The organism is Brenneria goodwinii (assembly GCF_002291445.1).
Lineage (GTDB): Bacteria > Pseudomonadota > Gammaproteobacteria > Enterobacterales > Enterobacteriaceae > Brenneria > Brenneria goodwinii.
The window spans coordinates 1,848,006-1,871,969 of sequence record NZ_CP014137.1 but is presented as its reverse complement, the minus strand read 5'-3'; the positions used below and the strand labels follow the sequence as shown (position 1 = coordinate 1,871,969).

At 51.4% G+C, this 23,964-nt stretch carries 22 protein-coding genes and 2 pseudogenes; 14 read left to right on the top strand and 10 right to left on the bottom strand.

Annotated elements, in window-relative coordinates:
• Positions 1 to 23: 23 nt before the first annotated feature.
• Positions 24 to 266 carry a YoaH family protein gene (locus tag ACN28R_RS08355; RefSeq protein WP_048638993.1) on the top strand — a complete coding sequence of 81 codons (243 nt, stop codon included), beginning with the start codon at positions 24 to 26 and terminating at the stop codon, positions 264 to 266.
• Positions 267 to 288: 22 nt separating this feature from the next.
• Here ACN28R_RS08355 and ACN28R_RS08350 read toward each other — a convergent pair whose 3' ends face one another.
• Entirely contained in the window at positions 289 to 633 is a 345-nt protein-coding gene (locus ACN28R_RS08350) for a RidA family protein (RefSeq protein WP_095834142.1), read from the bottom strand.
• A gap of 267 nt (positions 634 to 900) precedes the next feature.
• Here ACN28R_RS08350 and ACN28R_RS08345 point away from each other — a divergent pair, with 267 nt between their 5' ends.
• The 5 genes from ACN28R_RS08345 to rnd all read left to right on the top strand — a co-directional run bounded on the left by ACN28R_RS08345 (position 901) and on the right by rnd (position 7,549).
• Positions 901 to 2,826 (top strand): ATP-dependent DNA helicase, encoded by a 1,926-nt coding sequence (locus ACN28R_RS08345; RefSeq protein ID WP_048638991.1) that lies wholly within the window; start codon positions 901 to 903, stop codon positions 2,824 to 2,826.
• Between the two features lie 171 nt (positions 2,827 to 2,997).
• Positions 2,998 to 3,699 (top strand): tRNA (adenosine(37)-N6)-threonylcarbamoyltransferase complex dimerization subunit type 1 TsaB, encoded by a 702-nt coding sequence (gene tsaB, locus ACN28R_RS08340; protein WP_048638990.1) that lies wholly within the window; start codon positions 2,998 to 3,000, stop codon positions 3,697 to 3,699.
• 77 nt (positions 3,700 to 3,776) lie between these two features.
• The gene (locus ACN28R_RS08335) at positions 3,777 to 4,385 is read left to right on the top strand and encodes a Slp family lipoprotein (RefSeq protein WP_375153867.1); all 609 of its coding nucleotides are present in this window, start codon (positions 3,777 to 3,779) and stop codon (positions 4,383 to 4,385) included.
• Between the two features lie 207 nt (positions 4,386 to 4,592).
• A complete protein-coding gene (gene fadD / locus ACN28R_RS08330; RefSeq protein WP_048638989.1) occupies positions 4,593 to 6,281 on the top strand; it encodes a long-chain-fatty-acid--CoA ligase FadD in 1,689 nt (562 codons plus the stop codon).
• Positions 6,282 to 6,427: 146 nt separating this feature from the next.
• Positions 6,428 to 7,549 carry a ribonuclease D gene (gene rnd / locus ACN28R_RS08325; protein WP_048638988.1) on the top strand — a complete coding sequence of 374 codons (1,122 nt, stop codon included), beginning with the start codon at positions 6,428 to 6,430 and terminating at the stop codon, positions 7,547 to 7,549.
• Positions 7,550 to 7,660: 111 nt separating this feature from the next.
• Here rnd and minE read toward each other — a convergent pair whose 3' ends face one another.
• The 3 genes from minE to minC are packed head-to-tail and all read right to left on the bottom strand — an operon-like array spanning position 7,661 to position 9,455.
• On the bottom strand, positions 7,661 to 7,930 hold the full coding sequence (minE, locus tag ACN28R_RS08320) for a cell division topological specificity factor MinE (RefSeq protein ID WP_048638987.1): 270 nt from the start codon (positions 7,928 to 7,930) through the stop codon (positions 7,661 to 7,663).
• 3 nt (positions 7,931 to 7,933) lie between these two features.
• Positions 7,934 to 8,746 carry a septum site-determining protein MinD gene (gene minD / locus ACN28R_RS08315; RefSeq protein WP_095834141.1) on the bottom strand — a complete coding sequence of 271 codons (813 nt, stop codon included), beginning with the start codon at positions 8,744 to 8,746 and terminating at the stop codon, positions 7,934 to 7,936.
• A gap of 22 nt (positions 8,747 to 8,768) precedes the next feature.
• Positions 8,769 to 9,455 carry a septum site-determining protein MinC gene (gene minC / locus ACN28R_RS08310; RefSeq protein ID WP_048638985.1) on the bottom strand — a complete coding sequence of 229 codons (687 nt, stop codon included), beginning with the start codon at positions 9,453 to 9,455 and terminating at the stop codon, positions 8,769 to 8,771.
• 136 nt (positions 9,456 to 9,591) lie between these two features.
• Here minC and ACN28R_RS08305 point away from each other — a divergent pair, with 136 nt between their 5' ends.
• Positions 9,592 to 9,849 (top strand): YcgL domain-containing protein, encoded by a 258-nt coding sequence (locus ACN28R_RS08305; protein ID WP_048638984.1) that lies wholly within the window; start codon positions 9,592 to 9,594, stop codon positions 9,847 to 9,849.
• A 127-nt stretch (positions 9,850 to 9,976) separates the two neighbouring features.
• Here the strand turns inward: ACN28R_RS08305 and ACN28R_RS08300 are convergent.
• Positions 9,977 to 10,276, bottom strand: a pseudogene (locus tag ACN28R_RS08300) (fumarate hydratase); the annotation flags it as partial.
• 351 nt (positions 10,277 to 10,627) lie between these two features.
• Between ACN28R_RS08300 and ACN28R_RS08295 the strand changes: the two are divergent.
• The 4 genes and pseudogenes from ACN28R_RS08295 to ACN28R_RS08280 form a co-directional block, all read left to right on the top strand.
• A pseudogene (locus ACN28R_RS08295) lies at positions 10,628 to 10,864 on the top strand (LysR substrate-binding domain-containing protein); the annotation flags it as partial.
• 244 nt (positions 10,865 to 11,108) lie between these two features.
• Entirely contained in the window at positions 11,109 to 11,765 is a 657-nt protein-coding gene (locus tag ACN28R_RS08290) for a fumarylacetoacetate hydrolase family protein (protein ID WP_048638982.1), read from the top strand.
• 100 nt (positions 11,766 to 11,865) lie between these two features.
• Complete coding sequence (locus ACN28R_RS08285) at positions 11,866 to 12,312, top strand: YcgN family cysteine cluster protein (protein ID WP_048638981.1); 447 nt, start codon at positions 11,866 to 11,868, stop codon at positions 12,310 to 12,312.
• Between the two features lie 455 nt (positions 12,313 to 12,767).
• Complete coding sequence (locus tag ACN28R_RS08280) at positions 12,768 to 12,965, top strand: DNA polymerase III subunit theta (RefSeq protein ID WP_048639952.1); 198 nt, start codon at positions 12,768 to 12,770, stop codon at positions 12,963 to 12,965.
• A 186-nt stretch (positions 12,966 to 13,151) separates the two neighbouring features.
• Here ACN28R_RS08280 and dsbB read toward each other — a convergent pair whose 3' ends face one another.
• On the bottom strand, positions 13,152 to 13,682 hold the full coding sequence (gene dsbB, locus ACN28R_RS08275; RefSeq protein ID WP_095834140.1) for a disulfide bond formation protein DsbB: 531 nt from the start codon (positions 13,680 to 13,682) through the stop codon (positions 13,152 to 13,154).
• A 445-nt stretch (positions 13,683 to 14,127) separates the two neighbouring features.
• Here dsbB and fadR point away from each other — a divergent pair, with 445 nt between their 5' ends.
• A complete protein-coding gene (fadR, locus tag ACN28R_RS08270) occupies positions 14,128 to 14,847 on the top strand; it encodes a fatty acid metabolism transcriptional regulator FadR (protein WP_048638979.1) in 720 nt (239 codons plus the stop codon).
• 63 nt (positions 14,848 to 14,910) lie between these two features.
• On the opposite strand, the gene ACN28R_RS08265 is transcribed toward fadR, so the two are convergent.
• Positions 14,911 to 16,458, bottom strand: coding sequence for a SpoVR family protein (locus ACN28R_RS08265; protein WP_095834139.1), 1,548 nt, complete (start codon positions 16,456 to 16,458; stop codon positions 14,911 to 14,913).
• Positions 16,459 to 16,743: 285 nt separating this feature from the next.
• Between ACN28R_RS08265 and ACN28R_RS08260 the strand changes: the two genes are divergently transcribed.
• The gene (locus ACN28R_RS08260) at positions 16,744 to 18,000 is read left to right on the top strand and encodes a D-amino acid dehydrogenase (RefSeq protein WP_048638977.1); all 1,257 of its coding nucleotides are present in this window, start codon (positions 16,744 to 16,746) and stop codon (positions 17,998 to 18,000) included.
• On the opposite strand, the gene ACN28R_RS08255 is transcribed toward ACN28R_RS08260, so the two are convergent.
• The 3 genes from ACN28R_RS08255 to yeaG all read right to left on the bottom strand — a co-directional run bounded on the left by ACN28R_RS08255 (position 17,997) and on the right by yeaG (position 22,662).
• A complete protein-coding gene (locus ACN28R_RS08255) occupies positions 17,997 to 19,196 on the bottom strand; it encodes a multidrug effflux MFS transporter (protein WP_048638976.1) in 1,200 nt (399 codons plus the stop codon). The two genes, ACN28R_RS08260 and ACN28R_RS08255, sit on opposite strands and share 4 nt — an antisense overlap.
• A gap of 220 nt (positions 19,197 to 19,416) precedes the next feature.
• The gene (locus tag ACN28R_RS08250) at positions 19,417 to 20,691 is read right to left on the bottom strand and encodes a YeaH/YhbH family protein (RefSeq protein WP_048638975.1); all 1,275 of its coding nucleotides are present in this window, start codon (positions 20,689 to 20,691) and stop codon (positions 19,417 to 19,419) included.
• Positions 20,692 to 20,727: 36 nt separating this feature from the next.
• Complete coding sequence (gene yeaG / locus ACN28R_RS08245) at positions 20,728 to 22,662, bottom strand: protein kinase YeaG (RefSeq protein ID WP_048638974.1); 1,935 nt, start codon at positions 22,660 to 22,662, stop codon at positions 20,728 to 20,730.
• Between the two features lie 474 nt (positions 22,663 to 23,136).
• Between yeaG and ACN28R_RS08240 the strand changes: the two genes are divergently transcribed.
• The gene (locus tag ACN28R_RS08240; protein ID WP_275051402.1) at positions 23,137 to 23,865 is read left to right on the top strand and encodes a MipA/OmpV family protein; all 729 of its coding nucleotides are present in this window, start codon (positions 23,137 to 23,139) and stop codon (positions 23,863 to 23,865) included.
• Positions 23,866 to 23,964 lie beyond the last annotated feature (99 nt).

The window sequence follows — 23,964 nt, the reverse complement described above, 5'->3', positions numbered from 1 at the left end:
GTTCCAACCAGCAGGAGTTTAACATGATTGCAGGCATGCCCGCGCTGACGCATGAGCAGCAGCAAAAAGCCGTGGAGCGTATTCAGGAACTGATGTCGCAGGGAATGAGCAGCGGTCAGGCTATCGCAACCGTAGCGGCGGAGATCCGTGAAGAACATCAGGGAGAGATGATCACCGCGATGTTTGAAGAAGATGAAGAAAATAACGAATTGGAAGAGGGCGAAACCTACTCTTTTGATGACGGAGAAGAAGAGGAAGAACACTGATCGTCCTTCCCTCTGGCCGTTTTTACAGCGCGGCAATCACTTTTATTTCAAGTTTGTATTTTGGATCCATCAGCTTAGCCTGTACGGTACAACGTACCGGCGCGCTGCCTGGCGCCACCCAGGCGTCCCATTCGGCGTTCATGGCCGCAAGGTCGTCGGCATCGGCCAGAAAAATGGTCACATCCAACAGGCGGCTTTTGTCGGTTCCCGCCCGTTGCAGAACATCGTCCAATGCCGCCAGCGCATTTTTTGTCTGCGCCTGGGCATCGCCATCCAGATTATCCGCTACGCAGGTATGATACAGCGTGTTGTTATGAATAACGGCGTTGGACCAGCGGGCTTCAGGTTCGATTCTGGTAATTGACATAAATGTGCGCTCTCTCCAATTTGAGTGAATAACGCCGCCAAGCGTAACATAATCTTTTCGTTGTCTTTAGGTTCCGCGGAGAAAATCCAGGAGATCTCAAGTCTGGATACCGTGGGAGACACGGCGCAGCCTCGCCCCGGGTCTGTCGATCCGTAAACGGCGACGCTCCTGATTTAGGGTGGTAGCGGCAACTGAGTATTGGCATAATCAGCGCGGCGTGGTTATTAACGGCGCCGGCCGTCAGAACATCCTACAAAGAGAGACAGTGTGACGAATGATCGTGTAATAGATGATTTTGCAACCGATGGCGCGCTGGCGAAGGCCATCAGCGGGTTTAATCCACGAGAGCCTCAACGGCAAATGGCTCAGGCCGTTGTTCAGGCTATCAGCAAGCAGCAGGCGCTGGTGGTGGAAGCGGGAACCGGGACAGGCAAAACCTATGCTTATCTGGCGCCGGCCCTGCGGGCGGATAAAAAAGTCATCATTTCGACGGGATCGAAAGCGTTACAGGATCAACTCTACAACCGAGACCTGCCGATGGTGGCGCAGGCGCTTAAATACCAAGGGAAGCTGGCGCTGCTGAAAGGGCGCTCCAACTATCTTTGCCTGGAGCGTCTCGACCAGCAATCGCTGGCCGGGGGCGATCTCCCCGCTGAAACGTTAAGCGAACTGGTCAGGCTGAGGGGGTGGTCCTCGGAAACGACGGAGGGCGACGTCACGACCTGCGCCGGCGTGGCGGAAGACAGCCCGGTCTGGCCGCTGGTCACCAGCACCAATGATAATTGCCTGGGCAGCGATTGTCCGCGCTACAAAGAGTGTTTTGTGGTCAAGGCGCGCCGCAAGGCGATGGATGCCGATATTGTGGTGGTCAATCACCACTTATATTTAGCCGATATGGTGGTGAAAGAGAGCGGCTTTGCCGAGTTGATCCCGGACAGCGACGTGGTGATTTTCGATGAGGCCCATCAGATCCCGGATATCGCCAGCCAATATTTTGGCCAGCAACTGTCCAGCCGCCAACTGATGGATTTGGCGAAAGATATTACCATCGCCTACCGGACAGAGGTGCGTGATGCGGCGCAATTACAAAAAAGCGCCGATCGTTTGACGCAGAGTACGCAGGATTTTCGTCTGGCGCTGGGCGAACCGGGGTTCAGGGGCAATCTGCGCGAAATCCTCAATCAACCGTCGCTTCAGCGCGCGCTGCTGCTGTTGGATGATGCGCTGGAGCTGTGTTACGACGTGGCCAAGCTCTCTTTGGGACGCTCCGCGCTGTTGGATGCCGCTTTTGAGCGGGCGACATTATATCGCGGTCGTTTAAAGCGGCTGATGGATGTCCAGCAATCAGGATACAGCTACTGGTATGAATGCAGTTCCCGGCACTTTGTTCTGGCGCTGACGCCGCTTTCCGTGGCCGATCGCTTTCGCGAACTGATGAAGGAAAAACCGTCGGCCTGGATTTTTACCTCGGCTACGCTGTCGGTGAACGATCGGCTGAATCATTTTACCGACCGGCTGGGGCTGGATGAGGCGAATACCCAAACCTTGCTGCTGCCAAGCCCGTTTGATTACGCCAGTCAGGCATTGCTCTGCGTGCCGCGTTATCTGCCGGAAACCAATCGTCCGGGCGCCGCGCGCAAATTGGCCGCCATGCTGTGTCCGCTGATTGAAGCCAATCAGGGGCGTTGTTTTATGCTGTGTACCTCGCATCAGATGATGCGCGATTTGGCCGCCGAGTTCCGCGCCACGCTGACGCTGCCGGTACTATTGCAAGGAGAAACCGGTAAAGCGCAGCTCCTCTCGCAGTTCGTCTCCGCCGGCAACGCGCTTTTGGTGGCGACCAGCAGTTTTTGGGAGGGCGTCGATGTGCGTGGCGATACGCTATCCTGTGTGATTATCGACAAACTTCCGTTTACCTCGCCAGAAGATCCGCTATTGAAAGCGCGTATTGAAGATTGCCGCTTGCGTGGCGGCGAACCCTTCGATGATGTGCAACTACCGGATGCGGTTATTACCCTGAAACAGGGCGTCGGCCGGTTGATTCGCGATATTGACGATCGCGGCGTGTTGGTTATTTGTGATAACCGGCTGGTTATGCGTCCGTATGGCGAGGTCTTTCTCAACAGCCTGCCGCCGGCGCCGCGTACGCGCGATCTTGGGCAGGCCATCGAATTTCTTACCCGCAAAGCATAACGGCGATGATCCGCGCGCCGATAATCTGGCATTCGGGCGCGCTCACTGGCTAAAGTAGTGACGCATCAATCAGATAAAACCAGCGGTTCGCGCTATGCTTCACTCAAGTATGTGGGGGATATATGCTATGATGCGCGCCGTTAAGGTTTATTTTTCCCGCCTGAGGTTGGCATGTCTACGCGAATTCTAGCGCTTGATACCGCGACGGAAGCCTGTTCCGTCGCACTCTGGAATGATGGTGAAATTCATTCTTTATTTGAAGTTTGTCCCCGAGAACATACGCAACGCGTGTTGCCGATGGTCCAGCAAGTGCTGGCGGAAAGCGGTTTGACGCTCAATGCGTTAGATGCGCTGGCATTCGGTCAGGGGCCGGGGAGTTTTACCGGCGTGCGTATTGGCATTGGTATCGCGCAGGGGCTGGCGCTGGGCGCCGAACTGCCGATGATCGGTATTTCCACATTGGCAACCATGGCGCAGGGCGCTTTTCGCCGTCGCGGCGCGACGCGGATATTGGCGGCGATAGATGCCCGTATGGGCGAGGTTTACTGGGCGCAATATCAGCGGGAAGCCGATGGCCGCTGGCAAGGCGGATCTTCTGAGGCGGTGCTGACGCCGCAGCAGGTTCAGGCGCTGACGGAATCGCTGCGCGGCGAGTGGGCGACGGTCGGTACGGGATGGAAAACCTATGCCGATCTGGTGAATCATCCGGCGGTCACCCTGGTGGATGGCGAAACGCTTTTACCGCAGGCGGAAGATATGCTGCCGCTGGCGCATCAGCAATGGATCGCGGGCCAGGCCGTTAGCGTTGAACTGGCACAACCCCGTTATTTGCGTAATGAAGTCGCCTGGAAAAAATTGCCCGGACGTGAATGAACAGCAACTTATTCTATGCATTACAGTCTAACTATCAGGCTTCGAAGGCATTGAAAAAGGTGTATGCCATGAAAATGATGATTATGCAGAATCAGCGAGCTTGGCTAATGCAAATACCACGCACGCTGCGGGGCGGTGTTGTTGCGGCTGCCGTACTGTTGCTGTCTGGATGCGTCACTGTCCCTGATGCGATCAAAGGGACATCGCCAACGCCGCAGGACGATCTTGTCCGGGTAATGAATGCGCCTCAGCTCTATGTCGGGCAGGAATCCCGTTTTGGCGGACGCGTGGTCGGTATTCGCAACGAGGCTAACAGAACGCGCCTGGAAATTGCCAGCATGCCGCTGGATAGCGCGGCCAGACCTCGTCTGGATTCTCCTTCCGAAGGGCGGTTTATTGCTTACGTTAATCATTTTTTGGAACCCGTTGATTTTCAAAACAGATTAGTTACCGTTGTCGGCCCCATTACGGGAACGGAGCAGGGCGCTATTGGCGATCGGCCCTATCGCTATGTGGTGGTCGACGCCCAGGGATATAAACGCTGGAATGTCGTGCAGCGCGTGGTGAACCCTTATGGTCCTGGCCCAGGCCCCTGGGGATGGCATGGCCGTTATGGCTGGGGCCCCGGTTGGGGGTTCGGCGGCTGGTATGGTCCCGCTGAGATTGAAACCTTCGTGACCGAATAAACATACGGCTGACACGCATGATAGCGAATCAGGCGACCTAGGTTGCCTGATTTTTTTTAATGAATTTTTAACATAAAATTAAGTGATCGACCTCGCAACCTGAGCATAGCGGGATTATTAATTAATGGAATAAGTTAAGTTAATGTTAATGGCAATTCGGCTCAGAGATTGATGGTGCTATTAAGAAAATATCTCGGGAGTAATGTTTTGGACAAAATTTGGCTATCCCGCTATCCGGCGGATGTCCCTGCAATCATCGATCCGGATAGCTATTCCTCGTTGGTTGACATGTTTGAAAATGCGGTAACGCGTTACGCCGACAGACCGGCATTTATCAACATGGGCGAGGTGATGACCTTTGGTAAACTGGAAGCGCGTAGCCGGGCATTCGCCGCCTATCTGCAACACCAGCTTAAGTTGAAGAAGGGCGATCGCGTGGCATTGATGATGCCGAATTTGTTGCAATATCCGATCGCATTATTTGGCATTTTACGCGCAGGTATGGTGGTGGTTAACGTTAATCCGCTCTATACCCCGCGTGAACTGGAGCATCAGTTAAAAGACAGCGGCGCCAGCGCGATTGTCATCGTCTCCAATTTCGCGCATACGCTGGAAAAAGTGGCGCATAACACGCAGGTGCGGCACGTTATTCTGACGCGCATGGGCGATCAGCTCTCGGCCGCCAAGGGAACGCTGGTCAATTTTGTGGTTAAGTACATTAAACGACTGGTGCCCAAATACTCTCTGCCCGGCGCTATTTCCTTTCGCCGGGTGCTGCAACAGGGACGGCGTATGCCGTATGTCAGACCGGATATTATTAATACCGATCTGGCTTTTCTGCAATATACCGGCGGAACGACGGGCATCGCCAAGGGCGCCATGCTAACCCACCGCAACATGCAAGCGAATATCGCGCAGTGCAAGGCCGCCTACGGTCCCGTATTGCAGGAACGGCATGAGTTGGTGGTGACCGCGCTGCCGCTGTACCACATTTTTGCGTTAATGGTGAATTGTCTGCTGTTTATTGAATTTGGCGCAAGCAACCTGCTGATTACCAATCCCCGGGATATTCCCGCGCTGGTCAAGCAACTGGCGCAATATCCTTTTACGGTGATAGTTGGCGTGAATACGTTATTCAATGCCTTATTGAATAATGAAGAATTCCATAAGCTGGATTTCTCCACGCTCAGTTTATCGGTGGGGGGCGGCGCGTCAATTCAGCAGGCGGTTGCCGAACGATGGGAGAAACTGACCGGTAAACATCTGCTGGAAGGCTATGGGCTGACGGAAAGCTCACCGCTGGTTTCGGGCAACCCCTACAATCTGAAATATTACAGCGGCAGCATCGGGCTGCCGGTCCCTTCCACGGATGTCAGAATCGTTGATGATGAAGGGAATGACGTTCCCGTCGGTGAGTCTGGCGAACTGTGGATCCGCGGTCCGCAGGTTATGAAAGGATATTGGCGACAGCCTGCCGAGACCGATGAGGTGCTGAAAGACGGATGGTTGGCTACGGGTGACATTGTCACGTCTGATGATGAAGGCTTTTTACGCATCGTCGATCGGAAGAAGGATATGATTCTGGTTTCGGGATTTAACGTTTATCCAACTGAAATTGAAGAAATTATTACCCGTCATCCGAAAGTCTCGGAATCGGCGGTCGTCAGTATGCCCAGTGAATTGTCCGGTGAGGCGGTGAAAGCGTTTGTCGTACGGCGGGACCCCTCATTGACCAAAGATGAGTTGATTGTACATTGCCGCCAGAATCTGACGGGATACAAGGTGCCGAAAGACATTGAGTTCTGCGAGGATTTGCCCAAGTCGAATGTAGGCAAAATCCTGCGCCGCGAGCTGCGTGAGGATAAAAATCCCCCCAAGAGCGCGGCGAATGCTTAGTCGCCATATTATTTATCGTTAAATCCGCTGCCAGAAGCAGCCAGGACGCGTTATTATCACTGACAACGCCCGACGCCGGTATAGCCGGCGTCAGTTTTTATCGCTATGGGCCTGGCCCATAGGAACACAACCAAGAGAATGATGTTTTGAATTATCAGTTGATCACCACAGATACCGGGCTAAAACAGATTTGCACACAGGCGCGCCAGTATAAGCAGGTTGCGCTGGATACCGAGTTCGTCAGAACGCGTACTTACTACCCGCAACTAGGGCTGATCCAACTGTATGACGGCGAACAGCTTTCGCTTATCGATCCCCTGGCAATCACGGATTGGGCGCCTTTTCAGGAACTGCTGAGCGACCGCCAGGTCATCAAATTTCTTCATGCCGGAAGTGAAGATCTGGAAGTATTTCTGAATGCCTTTGGCATAACGCCAGAGCCGTTTATCGACACCCAGATTCTGGCCGCTTTTTTAGGTAAGCCGCTGTCTTACGGCTTTGCCGCGTTAGTCGCGGACTATATGGATGTCGCGCTGGATAAAAGCGAATCGCGTACGGACTGGATCGCCCGCCCATTGAGTGAAAAACAGTGCGATTATGCCGCCGCCGATGTGTTCTACCTGCTGCCGATGGCCATCAGACTGGTGGAAGAAACGCAGGCCGCCGGATGGATGAGCGCGGCGCAGGATGAGTGCCGTTCACTGTGTCAGCGCAAGCAAGAGATACTGGCGCCGGAGCTGGCCTATCGCGAGATTGGCAATGCCTGGCAGTTACGCGGACGCAATCTTGCCTGCCTGCAGCGGCTTGCTGAATGGCGGTTGCGTAAAGCGCGCGAACGCGATAGCGCCGTGAACTTTATCGTGCGTGAAGAGAACCTGTGGCAGGTGGCCCGTTTCTTACCCGCATCGCTGGGCGAGTTGGATTCTCTGGGACTGAGCGGCCCGGAAATTCGCTATCACGGTAAAACGCTGTTGTCGATTGTTGAGCAGACTGACGGCATAACGGCGGACGAATGTCCTGAACCCTTGATAAACCTTATCGACTATCAAGGTTATAAACGGGTATTTAAAGATATTAAAGCGATGATCCAGAGCGCCAGCGAGCGTAGCGGATTATCAACCGAGTTGCTGGCATCGCGACGCCAAATCAATCGGGTACTTAACTGGCATTGGAAATTAAACGGGCGGAATTCCGAACCTGAAATGCTGACGGGTTGGCGCAATGATTTATTCGGCGATGAGCTGCGGGCAATTCTTCAGGAATATTAATCGCCAGTTGCTGAAAATAATCACAATGAAGATCGGACAATATTGAGATTGCATGGGGTGATGAAGTATAAACGCCCCCGAAAATAGTTCGGGGGCGCTATAGCGGAGAAATCATTTAGGCGTTTCTTCCGCTTCCGGTAATGTTACGTTCAGCTCAAGCACGGAAATATCATCTCCTTTTTGCTCTAACTGAACGCTCACCATTTCAGGATCTATCTGTACATATTTACAGATAACTTCGAGAATATCCCGCTTTAATTGCGGCAGATAATGGGGTTCGCTATCTCCCCGGCGTCGCTCCGCAACAATAATCTGCAGCCGTTCCTTGGCAATATTAGCTGTCGCTTTTTTGCGGGACAGAAAGAAGTCGAGTAATGCCATAATTTATCCCCCAAAAAGTCGTTTAAGGAAGCCTTTCTTCTCTTCTTCAACGAAGCGGAAAGGCTTATCTTCGCCTAACAAGCGATCTACGGTATCAGCATAGGCTCTACCGGCATCGGCTTCGTTATCCAGAATAACCGGCTCGCCCTGGTTGGATGCGCGCAGCACCGACTGATCTTCAGGAATAACGCCCAGCAGGGGGATCCTGAGAATTTCCAGCACATCTTCCATGCTCAGCATATCGCCGCGGCTTACCCGGCCAGGGTTATAACGGGTTAACAGCAGGTGCTCTTTGATCGGCTCTTCAGAACGTTCCGCGCGACGTGATTTTGATGACAGAATGCCAAGAATACGGTCGGAGTCACGCACGGAAGAGACTTCGGGGTTGGTGGTGATAATCGCTTCATCCGCGAAATAGAGCGCCATCAGCGCACCGGTTTCGATCCCGGCGGGTGAATCGCAGACGATGAAGTCAAATTCCATTTCGTGCAGATCGTTAAGCACTTTTTCGACCCCTTCGCGGGTAAGGGCGTCTTTATCACGAGTTTGCGATGCCGGCAGGATATACAGGTTATCGGTCCGCTTATCTTTAATCAGCGCCTGGTTTAATGTGGCATCGCCTTGAATAACATTAACAAAATCGTAAACCACCCGCCGCTCACATCCCATGATCAGGTCGAGGTTACGCAGACCGATGTCAAAATCGATGACAACCGTCTTTTTTCCTTTCTGGGCTAAACCGGTAGCAATGGCCGCGCTTGAAGTGGTCTTGCCAACGCCCCCTTTACCCGATGTAACAACAATAATGCGTGCCATAAGTGTTTCCTTGTCAAAGGGCTTAGTCTAAAGGTTTTATGTTCAAAACATTGTCCAGCAGGTTCAGGTTGATCCTGACCGCCTGTCCGGAATAGGTAGCGGGTATCTGATCGCTTAGCCAATAGCGGCCGGCGATGGATACCAACTCTGCTGCCAGATGCGTGCAAAAGATCTGGCTTTGAACATCGCCAGAAACGCCGGCCAGGGCGCGGCCACGCATCATGCCGTAAATATGAATATTGCCGTCGGCAATCACTTCTGCGCCGGCGCTGACGCCGTTGGTGATGATCAGATCGCTGTTCCGGGCATAAATCTGCTGACCGGAACGAACCGGCGTGCTGATAACTTTGGTTTTCACCACGGAAGGGACGGCGACGACAGGGTCGGGCGCCCGGCGCTGTTCTTTTCCTTCACTCAACAGAGGCAGCCCTGCCTGCGTAATCGCCTGTTTTAACTGCTCGTCTTTGCATCCGCTGATGCCAACGACGTGAAGTCCTGTTGATGAAATTGCCTGCTGTAATTTTATCCAGTCGGTTTCTGCATTTAAGTCTGCGACATTAATGACAACAGGGGCATTTTTTAGAAAAGCCGGCGCTTGCTCAATCTTTTCCTGCAATGCCTGATAAATTACCTCGGGTTGGGAATCATGCAAATGAACAACCGATAAGGTAAAGCTGCTGCCTTTTAGTTCAATTGGCGTTTGTGACATCTATCCTGACTCAGTTTCAGCATCTTTTAATCCCCAGAGTAACATTTAAGGCATGATATTCCAGAGCGCTGTAAGCATGTTATAGTCACAATTATATACAGGCAAGACGCCATTCTCATTAAATAGAGTAAAAAAAATGTTTTGTGTGATCTATCGAAGCGCCAAGCGCGATCAAACATATCTTTATGTCGAAAAAAAAGACGATTTTTCCCGCGTGCCGGAAGAATTGATGAAGAGTTTCGGTACACCGCATTTAGCCATGTTATTGCCGCTGGACGGCAGTAAGAAATTGGTCAGAGCAGATATTGAAAAAGTGAAACAAGCGCTCGAAGAGCAGGGGTTTTATCTCCAGGTTCCGCCGCCGCCGGAGAATTTATTAAAGACGCTCGGATAAATGTAAAAAAATAATACCGGCGTTTATTTTCGGACAATGCCTTAGTGATAAGTTGCCACTGCTTACCATACAAAAAAAGAGATCCGCGATTAATAACCGGATCTCTTTGTTACCGGCCCGGCTACCGGGCATATTTTAAAATCCGCGCCAATTCGGCTAATAACGGGAAGCGGGTTCCCGCCTTAACGAAAAACATAATTTCGCCGGTATCCTGGCAGGCCGGCCGATTCAATTGTATGGCTTTGTTCATATTGTCGAACATGGTGTCATAGATAACCTTCGCCATGCCTTCACTTTCTATATTGCGTAATTCCTCCAATTTTTTAACCACGTCATTCGGCATACGGGTTGAAATCATGGCGGTAAATCGGGCGACAATGTCGGTCAGTTTTTCCACCTCTTGGCTTTTATCCTCTAGCGTGATCATCGGTAAGCTCCAGTATCAATGGGGATGAAAAGGTTGGTATTAATTATCATTTAATTTTTTAATCATCGATTTGTTAACACTAGAAAACCAACGCGAAATGTGTGGTTTATTGGCGGGTGAAAGTAAGAATGTAAGATTTGCGATTCATGAATTAAGGTTTTATTCTCGTCATACTTCAAGTTACGGGCGCAATAAATACAGCGTGATATGTTTCACAGAAGCGGACTTCATACTGTTATTTTAAATAGCCATGGATTACGGTCTCTTGCATAACCTTTCCCGCTGAGGATGGCGTTTCCGATGAACAGCCGATTTCCCATTCCTAAAGATTTACTGGTGCTGACGACCGTCGTTTCTAATAGCGGAGAGATTGTTCTGCGCTGGGCGCTGGAGGGCAAAGGGATTATGCTGCGCTCTCTGTGGGACATCGCTTCGTTGCTGAAAGAAGGTTCACTCATTCGGGTGCTGCCGGAGTATGCGCAAAGTGCCAATATTTGGGCGGTCTACCAGACCCCGTTATATTCTTCCGCCAAGCTGCGGGTTTGCGTCGAACACTTTGCTCACTATTGTCAGCAACAGAAATTTTGATGTTTACTTTATAGTGGGTGTAGATTGTCGTTGGTTCGCAAGGTAAGCGGCAGGAGCGCATAACCGATATAATAGCGCATGACGCGCACGCTTCGATCGGGCGCCGACGCCGTTTATGCTATTTTGGCCGGTAGCGCCAGCTGATGGTGACCGTGATAGAACGTATTTTACATGATTGCATTTTCACGCGATTTCACCGTGATGAGTGTGATATCAACTCAACTGACAGGGCAGGAGAATATTCATGTATCAACACAGAGACTGGCAGGGCGCGCTGCTGGATTTCCCGGTAAACAAAGTGGTGTGTGTCGGCAGCAACTATTCGGCGCATATCAAGGAGATGGGCAGTGCGACGCCAGCCGAGCCGGTTCTATTCATTAAGCCAGAAACTTCGCTGTGCGATTTGCGCCAGCCAGTGGCTATTCCAAAGAATTTCGGCGCTGTTCATCATGAAGTCGAACTGGCGGTGCTGATTGGCACGCCGCTTAAGCAAGCGACGGAAGAACGTGTCGCTCGCGCGATTGCCGGTTACGGCGTTGCGCTGGATTTAACCCTGCGTGACTTGCAGTCTCAATTCAAAAAGGCCGGGCAGCCGTGGGAAAAAGCGAAGGCTTTTGATGGTTCTTGCCCCATTTCCGGTTTTATTCCGGTAGCGGAATTCGGCGATCCGCAGCAGACCGAGCTGGGCGTGAAAGTCAATGATGAAGTCCGTCAACAGGGTAATACCCGTGATATGATTACGCCGGTTCTGCCGCTGATTGCTTATATGAGTCGTTTCTTTACTCTGCGGGCGGGAGACATTATTCTGACCGGAACACCGCAGGGCGTTGGGCCGATTCAGTCTGGCGATATGCTGAAAATCACCCTTAACGATCGAAGTCTGAACACCCGCATTATCTAAATACCGCGTTACCCGTTCCGGCGCGAGCGGGTAACACTGTTGTCTCCGTCAGCCAGATCCGCTATACAGAGCATCCAATACAGATTAACCGGAAAGAAAAATGACTGAACGCCCCTTTTGGCAGCAAAAAACGTTGTCTGAAATGACCGACGACGAATGGGAATCGCTGTGCGATGGCTGCGGTCAGTGCTGTTTGAATAAACTCATTGATGAAGATACGGATGAGATCTATTTCACCAACGTAGCCTGTAATCAATTGAACATCAAAAGCTGTCAATGTCGTAACTACGCACGCCGATTTGAGTATGAACCTGACTGCATCAAGCTCACGCGGGAAAATTTACTGACCTTTGACTGGCTGCCCGCCACCTGCGCCTATCGCCTGATCCATGAGAAAAAGGGATTACCGCGGTGGCATCCGCTAATTACGGGCTCTAAAGCGGCGATGCACGGAGAACGCATTTCCGTCCGGCACATCGCCGTGCGGGAAAGCGAAGTGGTAGACTGGCAGGACCATATCATCAACAAGCCTGAATGGGCCAGATAGCTTATGGAGATAAGGCCATGCCCGGAGTGACGTTGACATTCTCAGGGGAGAAGGATGCGGAGATAACCAGGAAATGCGCTATCGCCGCGACAGAATTAACCTGACGTATCCTTAAGAAAAATAAACATGAGACGCTGGTGATTGTGCGTCACGTCGATGAAAATGATGGGTTTATTGATGCTCGTACGCTTGTAGAATTGGGGAAAAAGTCTGACGGGAAACCGCCTTTGTGAAGTTGACGCGCAAGCGGCAAGTTATGCGGGCGGTTTTTTTGATGGATATCACCGGTTGTAAAGTTTCACTCCTGCCGATTTTCAGACATGTATCACAGATCTATTTCAAACCTGTCGGCTTTAGCCAAATAAGCTAAAGTCAGCGTACCTTCCCCCATGTGAAAACCTGAATGTGCAGTATACTTTTAATACAGTAATGGGCGAATGAAGGGGGGGAAGCAGATGATTAATTTTGAGAAGATGATTCTTGGATACAGCGATCAGTACGCTGATTTTGCTGCTTCCACGATTGCTTTTATGGAAAGTCAGAAAAAGCAAATTAATGCTGACGAAATTTCAAAAAAAATCCCACCGGAGAAAAGACAGTACTTCAAAGAACGACTGGACCATTACAGGGACATTTATGGATCGCCACACTAACGCACGCATGAAAGAGATTGATAAATAAGCCCGGTTTGCTCAGCCGGGCTTTTATTATGGTTCAACGCTAGCGCTTCCCGGTTAGCGCGCCGGATGCCGATCCAACGCGTTGGCGACGTCATCCATCATCCGCGAATAGGACTGCAGCCCGCCCGGTATAGCGCACTGGAATCCATTTACTGATTTTTAACGGCTGAAAAGATCGCGTCGTTTAGGGCGGAAAGGCTGGGCGATTAATACCAGCACGGCAATCAACAGATAGGCGGCGAATATGCCAACCATCCACTGCGGCATTTCCAGCGACAGAAATTGCCATTGACGTTCCGAACAGTCGCCCGTGGCGTTGAATATCGCGGGAAGCCATTTATCCAGCGGCAGCCATGAGGGGAAACTGACGAAAAAGTCACAGGTAGTAAAAGGAGATGGGTGAAGTTGTATATTGGTATGTTCCCAGGCCAGACGCAGTCCTTCGAACGAACTGTATATCCATAGCGCAATGGCGGGATAGCGTAACAGGCTGGCGGGAGCAATAGCGCCCAGCAGACCCGCGCCCATGATACCGAAGAGCGCATTTCGCTGATAAATGCAAAGCACGCAGGGCTTCAATAGCATTACATGCTGGAAATAAAGCGCGACCAATTCCAGAATCAAGGCTGTGAATGCCATTAACAGCCAAGCGCCGCGCCCGCGTGAGCAACGGTTAAGAAATCGCAACATAACAAGTATTCCATGCTAAAAACGATCGACTCAGCAGTGTAAACCCAAGCGGCTCCACTACCATCATTTCACTGTGCAAAACGTAGTGTATAATTATTTGATTCTCTTATTTATTCAGCGACGGTTCAACCGTAGTCAATGCAATGTGGCTTTTTTACTTAAATTGCATCGTATTGACTACTATACACCAATGTGATTGCCAATGGCTGCCGGATATGTTTCCTGCTAATACGCGTCCGGGCATTGACGGGGTTGTCGCATCGTATCCGGAAATATTTATAACCAGCCAGTGAGTATATCGATGCCGTAAGGAAGAGGGTTGTTGGCAGTCACAGTTTTATATTGAATTTGTTTTGCGTATGGCAGCGGCGCTATGTCATGCCTGGTTCGTCTGGTATGATGAAGGCGCTTTCATCGGTAAATATCGCTACGGAATATCACACTCATGGTTATAAAGGCGCAAAGTCCTGCTGGATTCGCGGAAGAGTATATTATTGAAAGTATATGGAATAACCGCTTTCCTCCGGGGTCGATTCTGCCGGCGGAAAGAGAGCTTTCCGAGCTGATTGGCGTGACGCGGACTACGTTGAGAGAAGTGTTGCAGCGTTTAGCGCGAGACGGCTGGTTGACTATTCAGCATGGCAAGCCGACGAAAGTTAATAACTTCTGGGAAACGTCAGGGCTGAATATTCTGGAAACGCTGGCGCGGCTCGATCAAGACAGCGTACCGCAACTTATCGACAACCTTTTGTCCGTCCGGACGAATATTGCGGCTATCTTTATCCGCACCGCCTTACACCAGCACCCGGAAAAGACGCAAGACGTGTTAAAGCAGACCGAGTCCGTGGATGATAATGCGGATTCTTTTGCTCAACTCGACTACAACGTATTCCGCGGGCTGGCTTTTGCATCCGGTAATCCTATTTACGGGCTGATCTTGAATGGCTTGAAAGGGATGTATATTCGCGTAGGCCGTTATTACTTTTCTAATCCTGATGCGCGCAAACTGGCGCTAGACTTCTATGGCCGGCTGGAAGCATTGTGCCGTGAGGGGTTATATGAGCAGGTTCTGGATGTCGTTCGGCATTACGGTAAAGAAAGCGGCGCTATCTGGCATAGTATGCAGAGTGCTATCCCACACGATATTGCTGAAATCCGTCGCTAAAAAAGAAAGGGTATTCAGCGCGATCTGAATACCCCCTTGTCTTACCTTTTAGTTAACGTCTGCTCAGGGTTGTGAGGATGGCGTGTTCCGGGGAGGGCATCGCTCCAGTAACTCGACGCCGCCGTCTTCGTTTACCTGCTCCATAAATACCTCAAAACCCCACAAGCGATGGACATGTTTCATCACTTCATGGCTACTCTTATCCAATGGCGCGCGATTATGCGGGATATAGCGCAGCGTCAACGAACGATTGCCGCGTAAATCGACGTCCCAAACCTGAATATTCGGTTCAAGATGGCTCAGGTTGTACTGTGCGGACAACTCCTGGCGAATTAAACGATAGCCTTCTTCATCATGAATCGCCGCGATCTCAAGATAATTGTTGTTATCGTCGTCGAGCACGGTGAACAGGCGGAAATCACGCATCACTTTCGGCGACAGGAACTGGCTGATAAAACTTTCATCCTTAAAGTTCTGCATGGCGAAATGCAGCGTATCCAGCCAGTCTTTACCGGCGATATCCGGGAACCAATAGCGGTCCTCTTCCGTCGGATCCTGACAGATACGCTTGATATCCTGGAACATCGCGAAGCCCAGCGCATAGGGGTTTATCCCGCTGTAGTAGGGACTGTTATACGGCGGCTGGTAAATCACGTTGGTATGACTGTGCAAAAACTCCAGCATGAAGCGCTCGGAAACCCGGTCTTCATCGTACAAGTGATTAAGAATGGTGTAATGCCAGAACGTGGCCCATCCCTCATTCATAACCTGCGTCTGTTTTTGCGGGTAGAAATACTGGCTGACCTTACGGACGATGCGCAAAATTTCACGTTGCCAGGGCTCCAGCAACGGCGCATTTTTTTCCATAAAGTAAAGCAGATTTTCCTGTGGCTCCTGCGGGAAACGTCGGCGCGTTTGCTCATGCGAGACATCTTGTTCTCGGCGAGGAAGCGTTTTCCACAGATCGTTGACCTGACTTTGCAGGTAAGCCTCGCGGCTCTTCTGACGCGACTTTTCCTCTTCCAGGGATATTTTCTGCGGACGCTTGTAGCGATCGACGCCGTAGTTCATCAGCGCATGGCATGAATCCAGCAGCCGCTCAACCTCTTCCACGCCGTAACGCTCTTCGCATTGCGCGATATACTGCCGGGCAAAGATCAGATAATCGACGATGGAGCCGGCATCGGTCCAGCTACGGAATAGATAATTGCCTTTAAAGAACGAATTATGCCCGTAGCAGGCATGCGCCATGACCAGCGCTTGCATGGGCATGGTGTTCTCTTCCATCAGATAGGCAATACAGGGATCCGAGTTGATGACTATTTCGTAAGCCAACCCTTGTTGACCGTGTTTGTAACGCTGCTCGGTTTCAATGAATTTTTTCCCAAATGACCAGTGAGCATAGTTGATCGGCATACCTACGCTGGAGTAGGCATCCATCATCTGCTCAGACGTAATCACTTCGATTTGATGAGGGTAGGTATCCAGACGATAAAGTTTCGCTACGCGATCTATTTCATCAAGATAGACCTGCAATAGCTCAAACGACCAGTCTGGCCCGTCATCCAGGCGATTAGGTTTCTTTACCGGGTTATCAGTCGATATAGCCATCAGCGCGCCCCTTACATGATCGGCCTGTACAAGATCGCACAGACATTATTAATCGTAGCTCAATCTGATAAAAGTGACGTAAAAACGGAGAGTTGGCAGAAAAGATTTACAGACTTGATTACCATAATATGACGTTATTACGCCTCGCGGACAATAGATAAATGCTATATCTACGCCTGATGACAATTTTTACCTAAATGCTAGAGTAGCTTTTTATTCCAGCATATAAATAATTATCCAGCATATTACAAGGTAAGTCACAATGATTAAGGGAGATAGGTAAAGATGCGGGTTGCGATTCTGGGAAGCGGCGTTATCGGCGTCAGTACCGCCTGGTACCTGGCGCAGGCCGGGCATGCGGTAACCGTGGTAGATCGACAACCGGAACCCGCGCTTGAAACCAGTGCGGGTAACGCCGGACAAATCTCTCCTGGTTACTCCGCCCCCTGGGCGGCGCCGGGGATCCCGCTGAAAGCCGTCAAATGGTTATTTCAACGTCACGCTCCGTTGGCTATTCGGCCAGACTTTTCCACTGAGCAGTTAGGCTGGATGTGGCAGATGCTGCTGAACTGCGACAGTCGGCACTATAAAGTCAATAAAGCCCGTATGGTTCGGCTGGCTGAATACAGCCGCGATTGTTTACAGACGCTGCGTCAGAAAACCGATATCCAGTATGAAGGGCGCCAGGGCGGTACGTTGCAATTGTTTCGAACCGAGCAGCAGTATGAAAACGCGGTTCGCGATATTGCGGTGTTAAAAGAGGCGGGGGTGCCGTATCAATTACTGGATAAGCGCCAGTTATCGACGGTCGAACCGGCATTGGCGAATGTGACGGATAAACTCACCGGCGGTTTACGTTTGCCGCATGATGAAACGGGCGATTGTCAGTTATTTACCCGCCACCTGGCGAAAATGGCCGAAGAAGCCGGCGTTATATTCAAGTTCGGTCAGGAGATCAGCCAGTTGCAGATAGAAGGGCAACAGGTCAGCGGCGTGCAGTGCAATGGCGAGGCGATAACCGCGGATGCCTATGTCATGGCCTGCGGTTCCTACTCGACGGGACTGCTGCGCAACTGGTTCAGTATTCCGGTTTATCCGCTGAAAGGATACTCTCTGACCATTCCGTTGACGAATGAGGTCGCCGCGCCGATCTCTACCGTACTGGATGAAACGTATAAAGTCGCCATTACGCGTTTTGACCAGCGCATTCGCGTCGGCGGCATGGCGGAAATCGTCGGCTTTAATACCGAGTTGAATGCGAAACGCCGGGAAACGCTCGAAATGGTGGTACGCGATCTCTACCCGAACGTAGGGCCGATTGAGCAGGCGACATTCTGGACCGGCTTACGCCCCATGACGCCGGACGGAACGCCGCTAGTCGGACGTTCCCCGCTGAAAAATCTGTATCTGAATACCGGGCACGGCACGCTGGGATGGACGATGGCCTGCGGTTCGGGACAACTGCTGGCTGACATTATTTCGGGTAAAACACCGGATATTCAATCCGATGATTTATCCGTATTCCGCTACGCCAGGATCTAACCCTGGGGCAGTTCCGTAATGCTGCCTTTCAACCTGCGGGTTAGCAGCCTTGCCCGCAGGGCCAACAACCCCGCGCATAACATAACCATTGCCAGTGATATTTTGGCCGGCAATGGTAAAGCCATTGCCGCTAGCCCCAATGCCGCGCCGCCTGCCATCTGAATAAAGCCGATCATCGCCGAAGCTATGCCGGCTTCATTCGAGTAGGGTTCCAGGGCATAGCTGGTGGCCGGCCCCACCAGAAACGCCAAACCGGCACAGGCCAGCGCGACCGGCAGCATGTAGCTTGGCCAGGTGTCCTGTAATTGTGGCGGCAGTAACGCAACGCCCAAGATCAGGCTGAGAAATCCGGCGCCCATCAACAGGCTGCCCACGCTCAAACAGGCTGGGCGGCCGACCTTACGAATGATCCGGTTGGCAATAAAACTGACCAGCATGATCCAGAAACCATTCCCGCCGAAGGCGAATGAGAATTGCAACGGCGTTAACCGGGCCTGATTCATCAATACCACGGACGAAAAGCTGACATAGGTCAGCGCCATGCCCATGGCGCCCGCATTCACCAACGCAAATCCTAAAAAGCGCGGATTGGATAAAATGCGCATGTATTGCCGCAGCGGTAACTCTCTGATAGGCAAGGTTGAATCCGGCCTGGTTTCCGGCAGAAAAAAAGCGGTCAAAATCAAAATAACCGCACTGTAGCCCGACAGGAACCAGAAGGGCGCCCGCCAGCCGAACGCTTCCGCCAACAGTCCGCCGAGTAACGGGGCCAAGGCCGGCACAATGTTCAGCGTGCCGTTAAGAAAGCCGAAAGTGCGGGCGGCGTCATCGCCATCCAGCCGATCGCGGACGCAGCTGAAAATCGCAACGGCGGTACAGCAGACGGCGATCCCCTGAAAAAGACGTGACAGTACGAAAACGACGGCGTTGGAGGCCAGTGCCGCCATCACCGCGCCGATAATGTAGATAATCACGCCCGCTAGCGCTATGGGGCGTCGGCCGTACATATCCACCAGCGGACCGGCGACCAACTGGCCGAGTCCCATGACCATGATGAAAAGCGCAATGGTTGATTGGATCAGGGGTTCTGGAGCGTTCAAGCCTTGAGCGATAGCGGGGATCAAGGGTAAATAAATATCGATTCCCAGTGGCCCCAGCAGCACCAGCGCCAGCAAGAGCAGGACAAATTTTTGCATGAGAAAGCAGAAACCTAAATGTTACCTTTGCGCTAAGGGTAATGGCCGGCGTCGGCGAAGGAAAGCGTTATATTGGTGACGGTGTAACAACCCCAAGCATATAGCCGTATCCGCCTATATGTTTTAGCGTGAACAATAGGGTGTTATTCGGGTGGGGTAAAAGGGATGCGGCAGCGTTAAAATCAGCCAGAGTGTTGATTAACTGGCTGATTTATATAAGCTAATTTCCGACGGTCTGTTTCCGGAAAAGTTCCCGGAACACCGGATAGATGTCATCCGGATCGCGAATGTGCTGCATGGCGAAATTATCAAACTCATCACGCAGCATTTCATATTCACGCCATAACGTTTGATGTGAACGCCGGGTGATTTCAATATAGCTATAGTAACGCACAATCGGCAGTAGCTGATTCGCCAGGATTTGATGACACAGCGGCGAATCATCGGCCCAGTTGTCACCGTCAGATGCCTGCGCCGCATAGATATTCCACTGCGCCGGATCGTAACGTTCGTGTACGACTTCTTCCATGAGCTTCAACGCGCTGGAAACAATGGTGCCGCCAGTTTCCTGCGAGTAGAAGAACTCCTGCTCATCAACCTCTTTAGCCTGGGTATGGTGGCGAATATAGACAACTTCGACGTTTTTATAACTTCTGCTGAGGAACAGATAGAGCAGAATGTAAAAACGTTTCGCCATATCCTTAGTTGCCTGATCCATGGAGCCGGAGACATCCATCAGGCAGAACATCACCGCCTGGCTGGATGGCTCGGCCCGGCGCTCATAGTTTTTATAGCGCAGGTCAAAGGTATCGATAAACGGCACGCGGGCAATTTTCTGGCGCAGCTCCGCGATCTCCTGGCGCAGCCGCTCCTCTTCCAGCAATTGAGCCGGTTCAGAGTGTTCCAGTTGGTCCAGCGTCTCCTCCAGGGCGTGCAATTCTCTGCGCTTCCCGGCGGTCATCGCCATACGGCGCGCCAGGGAGTTCTGCAATGAGCGTACGACGCTGATATTGGCGGGAACCCCGTTAGCCGTATAGCCCGCGCGATGTGTTTTGTACTCATTAAGCTGCCGGTGCTGCGTTTTTTTCAGATTCGGCAGGGCCAAATCCTCAAACAGCAAATCGAGATATTCGTCTTTGGATATCTGGAAGACGAACTCATCCTGACCTTCGCCATCTTTACTGGCGTCGCCCTGACCGGAACCGCTGCCGCCACCTCCTTGTGGCCGCTCGATTCGGTCATTCTGTACAAAATGATCGTTTCCCGGGTGAACGCGATTGCGTCGTCCACCGCGCCCCTGATGAAACATCGGTTCGTTGATGTCCCCATTGGGGATCGATACTGACTCCCCGCTTTCGATATCCGTCACCGAACGCTTATTAATGGCCTCGGAAATCGACTGTTTTATTTGCGACTTATAGCGGCGCAAAAAGCGCTGGCGATTAACCATGCTCTTGTTTTTGCCGTTTAGCCGTCGATCAATGAAATAGGCCATACTCCCCCCAAACGACTTTGCTCGCTTCGTATATCACTATGATGATTTCCTCACCCGCAGATACCATTCGCACAGCAAACGTACCTGTTTCCGGGTATAGCCTTTCTCCATCATACGATCGACGAAGTCATCATGCTTCTTCTGCTCATCCGTTGAGGTTTTGGTGTTAAACGAAATAACCGGCAATAGTTCCTCAGTGTTGGAGAACATTTTCTTCTCAATCACTGTCCGCAGTTTCTCGTAACTGGTCCAGTTTGGATTGCGCCCGTTGTTATTGGCTCGGGCACGCAAAACAAAGTTGACGATTTCGTTACGGAAATCTTTGGGGTTGCTGATACCCGCTGGTTTCTCGATTTTTTCCAGCTCGGCATTGAGTGATTCCCGGTCAAATAATTGCCCGGTATCCGGATCACGATACTCCTGATCCTGAATCCAGAAATCCGCATAGGTGACATAACGATCAAAAATGTTCTGTCCGTATTCGGAATAGGATTCCAGATAAGCGGTTTGAATCTCTTTGCCGATAAATTCCGCATACTTGGGTATGAGATAACCCTTCAGGTGTTCAAGATATTTTTCCGCGAACTCCTGTGGGAATTGCTCACGTTCAATCTGTTGCTCCAGCACATAGAACAGGTGTACCGGGTTCGCCGCCACCTCGCTGTGGTCGAAGTTAAATACCCGGGAGAGTATTTTAAAGGCGAAACGGGTTGAAAGACCGTTCATCCCTTCATCCACGCCTGCGTAATCACGGTATTCCTGATAAGACTTCGCTTTCGGATCGGTATCCTTCAGGCTTTCACCGTCATACACCCGCATCTTGGAATAAATGCTGGAGTTTTCCGGTTCTTTCAGCCGCGACAAAATCGAGAAGCGGGCCAGCGTTTCCAGCGTGCCGGGCGCGCAGGGGGCATGAGCCAGTTCACTGTGGTTAAGCAGTTTGTCATAGATCTTGACCTCTTCGGAAACGCGCAGGCAATACGGCACCTTCACGATGTAGACACGGTCGAGGAAAGCTTCATTGTTTTTATTATTACGGAACTGCACCCATTCTGATTCATTGGAGTGGGCCAGAATGATGCCGTTGAACGGCAGGGCGGCAATACCTTCCGTACCGTTGTAGTTGCCTTCCTGAGTCGCGGTCAGCAACGGGTGCAGCACCTTGATGGGCGCTTTAAACATTTCCACGAACTCCATGATGCCCTGGTTGGCGCGGCACAGGGCGCCGGAGTAACCGTAGGCATCAGGGTCGTTCTGGGCATAATGCTCCAGCTTGCGGATATCCACTTTGCCGACCAGCGCCGAGATATCCTGATTGTTTTCGTCACCCGGTTCGGTTTTGGCGATAGCGACCTGCGACAAAATAGACGGCCACACTTTGATCACTTTGAATTTAGTGATATCGCCGCCAAATTCCTGCAGGCGTTTAGCCGCCCACGGCGACATGATGGTGCCCAGATAGCGCCGCGGAATGGCGTATTCTTTCTCCAGAATGGCGGCATCTTCCTGCGGATTAAACAGGCACAGCGGATGATCGTTTACCGGGCTGCGCTCGCCGTTCGCGCTCAGAATATAAATGGGCACGCGCTGCATCAGCACTTTCAGGCGTTCCGCCAGCGAGGATTTCCCCCCGCCGACCGGGCCAAGCAGATACAGAATCTGTTTCTTCTCTTCTAATCCTTGCGCAGCGTGTTTCAAATAAGACACGATTTGTTCTATGGCGTCTTCCATACCATAGAATTCTTCGAAAGCAGGATAACGGGCAATAATCCGGTTTGAAAACAAACGGGATAAACGCGACTCATGAGCGGTATCCACCATCACAGGCTCACCGATGGCCATTAGCAATCGTTCAGCAGCGTTTGCATATGCGCTCCGATCTTGCTGACAGATAGTAAGGAATTCCTGCAGTGTGAACTCTTCATCCTTGGCAGCGTCGTAGCGCTGACGGTAGTGATCAAATATGTTCATAGCGATGCCCGTCCTTCGTCGATTAGCACAGATTAAGAGAGCGTGTAAAATGCGTACAGCCTATAATATTGCTCCCCGAAAGAAGAAATCATCCAGAGTACAGCAACCCTTATGCCAACTTGTGGTATGAGAGCGAAGTCTTGATTTTACCCATTCCCGCTGACTTGGAAAAACTCCACCTTCCTGTATTAAAGCGTAGTTTGCATCCACAAAATTTCCTCCACTCTGCGGACATATTTTTAAGATATTTCAATGACTCACTTCCTGACAATACCCTGTAATATCCAATCATGCGGCTCTATAGGCCGCCTGGCGCTGCTGTTCACGGAACAGAGACAGAATTGATATAAATTATTCGCTTATCTTATTTTTATTTAAACTAAGGGAAGAAGTGAACGGCAGAACATCATGTTTAACAATGCTTGTCTGTAACAGGAACAGGAAGTGAAAACAGTGAATCAATCTCAAATATTTCTGTCATCCGCCCTGGTATTGACGGCTGCGACGCTGCCTGCAGCCTATGCCGCCGATGTATCATTAGGCTTGGGGGCGTTTGGTTCGACGTCGGTGTATCGTGGCGGTGATAACCATGTTTATCCGCTCCCCGTACTGAATTATGAAAGCGAAAACTTCTATTTTCGAGGTATAGGAGGAGGATACTACTTATGGAATGACAATGCGAATCGGCTATCGCTGACCGCCTATTACCTGCCGTTGGGGTTTAAACCCGGCGACAGCGATGATGCCCGCATGAAGCAGTTGGATAAGCGCCGCGGCACGCTGATGGCCGGCGCCGCCTATCGCCACATAGCCGATTGGGGCGAAATTCGCACCGTACTGGCCGGCGACACGCTGGATTACAGCAACGGGATTATCTGGGATACCGCCTATCTTTATCGCTTCAACATGGGCGACCTGAATATTATACCGGGTATCGGCGCCAGCTGGTTCAGCGAAAACATGAACCGTTATTACTATGGGGTCAGCAGTCAGGAATCCGCCCGTTCAGGGTTTAGCCGCTATCGTCCCGGCGATGGATGGTCGCCGTATGTTGAGCTTAGCGCCAACTATCAAATCAATTCAAGCTGGAGCGCCTGGGCGACGGGACGTTATATCCGCTTATCCGATGAAACGAAGGATAGCCCGATCGTCGATAGCAGCTACAGCGCCGTAATGAGTGCGGGTGTCAGCTATCGGTTCTAAGCCTATTCGATATCATGGTGCGCTCATTGCACCATAATGGGGTGATACTACCTCGTTTGCACGTTAATGGTGCGTTAGCTGGTGCGCCATTTTTTGTCA

What these genes read in the sequence shown, in the direction of transcription:
- ACN28R_RS08355 (WP_048638993.1), top strand. Translation starts at nt 24, where the DNA reads ATGATTGCAGGCATGCCCGCGCTGACGCATGAGCAGCAGCAAAAAGCC.
- ACN28R_RS08350 (WP_095834142.1), bottom strand. Translation starts at nt 633, where the DNA reads ATGTCAATTACCAGAATCGAACCTGAAGCCCGCTGGTCCAACGCCGTT.
- tsaB (WP_048638990.1), top strand. Translation starts at nt 2,998, where the DNA reads ATGTCTACGCGAATTCTAGCGCTTGATACCGCGACGGAAGCCTGTTCC.
- ACN28R_RS08335 (WP_375153867.1), top strand. Translation starts at nt 3,777, where the DNA reads ATGATTATGCAGAATCAGCGAGCTTGGCTAATGCAAATACCACGCACG.
- minE (WP_048638987.1), bottom strand. Translation starts at nt 7,930, where the DNA reads ATGGCATTACTCGACTTCTTTCTGTCCCGCAAAAAAGCGACAGCTAAT.
- minD (WP_095834141.1), bottom strand. Translation starts at nt 8,746, where the DNA reads ATGGCACGCATTATTGTTGTTACATCGGGTAAAGGGGGCGTTGGCAAG.
- minC (WP_048638985.1), bottom strand. Translation starts at nt 9,455, where the DNA reads ATGTCACAAACGCCAATTGAACTAAAAGGCAGCAGCTTTACCTTATCG.
- ACN28R_RS08305 (WP_048638984.1), top strand. Translation starts at nt 9,592, where the DNA reads ATGTTTTGTGTGATCTATCGAAGCGCCAAGCGCGATCAAACATATCTT.
- ACN28R_RS08290 (WP_048638982.1), top strand. Translation starts at nt 11,109, where the DNA reads ATGTATCAACACAGAGACTGGCAGGGCGCGCTGCTGGATTTCCCGGTA.
- ACN28R_RS08285 (WP_048638981.1), top strand. Translation starts at nt 11,866, where the DNA reads ATGACTGAACGCCCCTTTTGGCAGCAAAAAACGTTGTCTGAAATGACC.
- ACN28R_RS08280 (WP_048639952.1), top strand. Translation starts at nt 12,768, where the DNA reads ATGATTAATTTTGAGAAGATGATTCTTGGATACAGCGATCAGTACGCT.
- dsbB (WP_095834140.1), bottom strand. Translation starts at nt 13,682, where the DNA reads ATGTTGCGATTTCTTAACCGTTGCTCACGCGGGCGCGGCGCTTGGCTG.
- fadR (WP_048638979.1), top strand. Translation starts at nt 14,128, where the DNA reads ATGGTTATAAAGGCGCAAAGTCCTGCTGGATTCGCGGAAGAGTATATT.
- ACN28R_RS08265 (WP_095834139.1), bottom strand. Translation starts at nt 16,458, where the DNA reads ATGGCTATATCGACTGATAACCCGGTAAAGAAACCTAATCGCCTGGAT.
- ACN28R_RS08260 (WP_048638977.1), top strand. Translation starts at nt 16,744, where the DNA reads ATGCGGGTTGCGATTCTGGGAAGCGGCGTTATCGGCGTCAGTACCGCC.
- ACN28R_RS08255 (WP_048638976.1), bottom strand. Translation starts at nt 19,196, where the DNA reads ATGCAAAAATTTGTCCTGCTCTTGCTGGCGCTGGTGCTGCTGGGGCCA.
- ACN28R_RS08250 (WP_048638975.1), bottom strand. Translation starts at nt 20,691, where the DNA reads ATGGCCTATTTCATTGATCGACGGCTAAACGGCAAAAACAAGAGCATG.
- yeaG (WP_048638974.1), bottom strand. Translation starts at nt 22,662, where the DNA reads ATGAACATATTTGATCACTACCGTCAGCGCTACGACGCTGCCAAGGAT.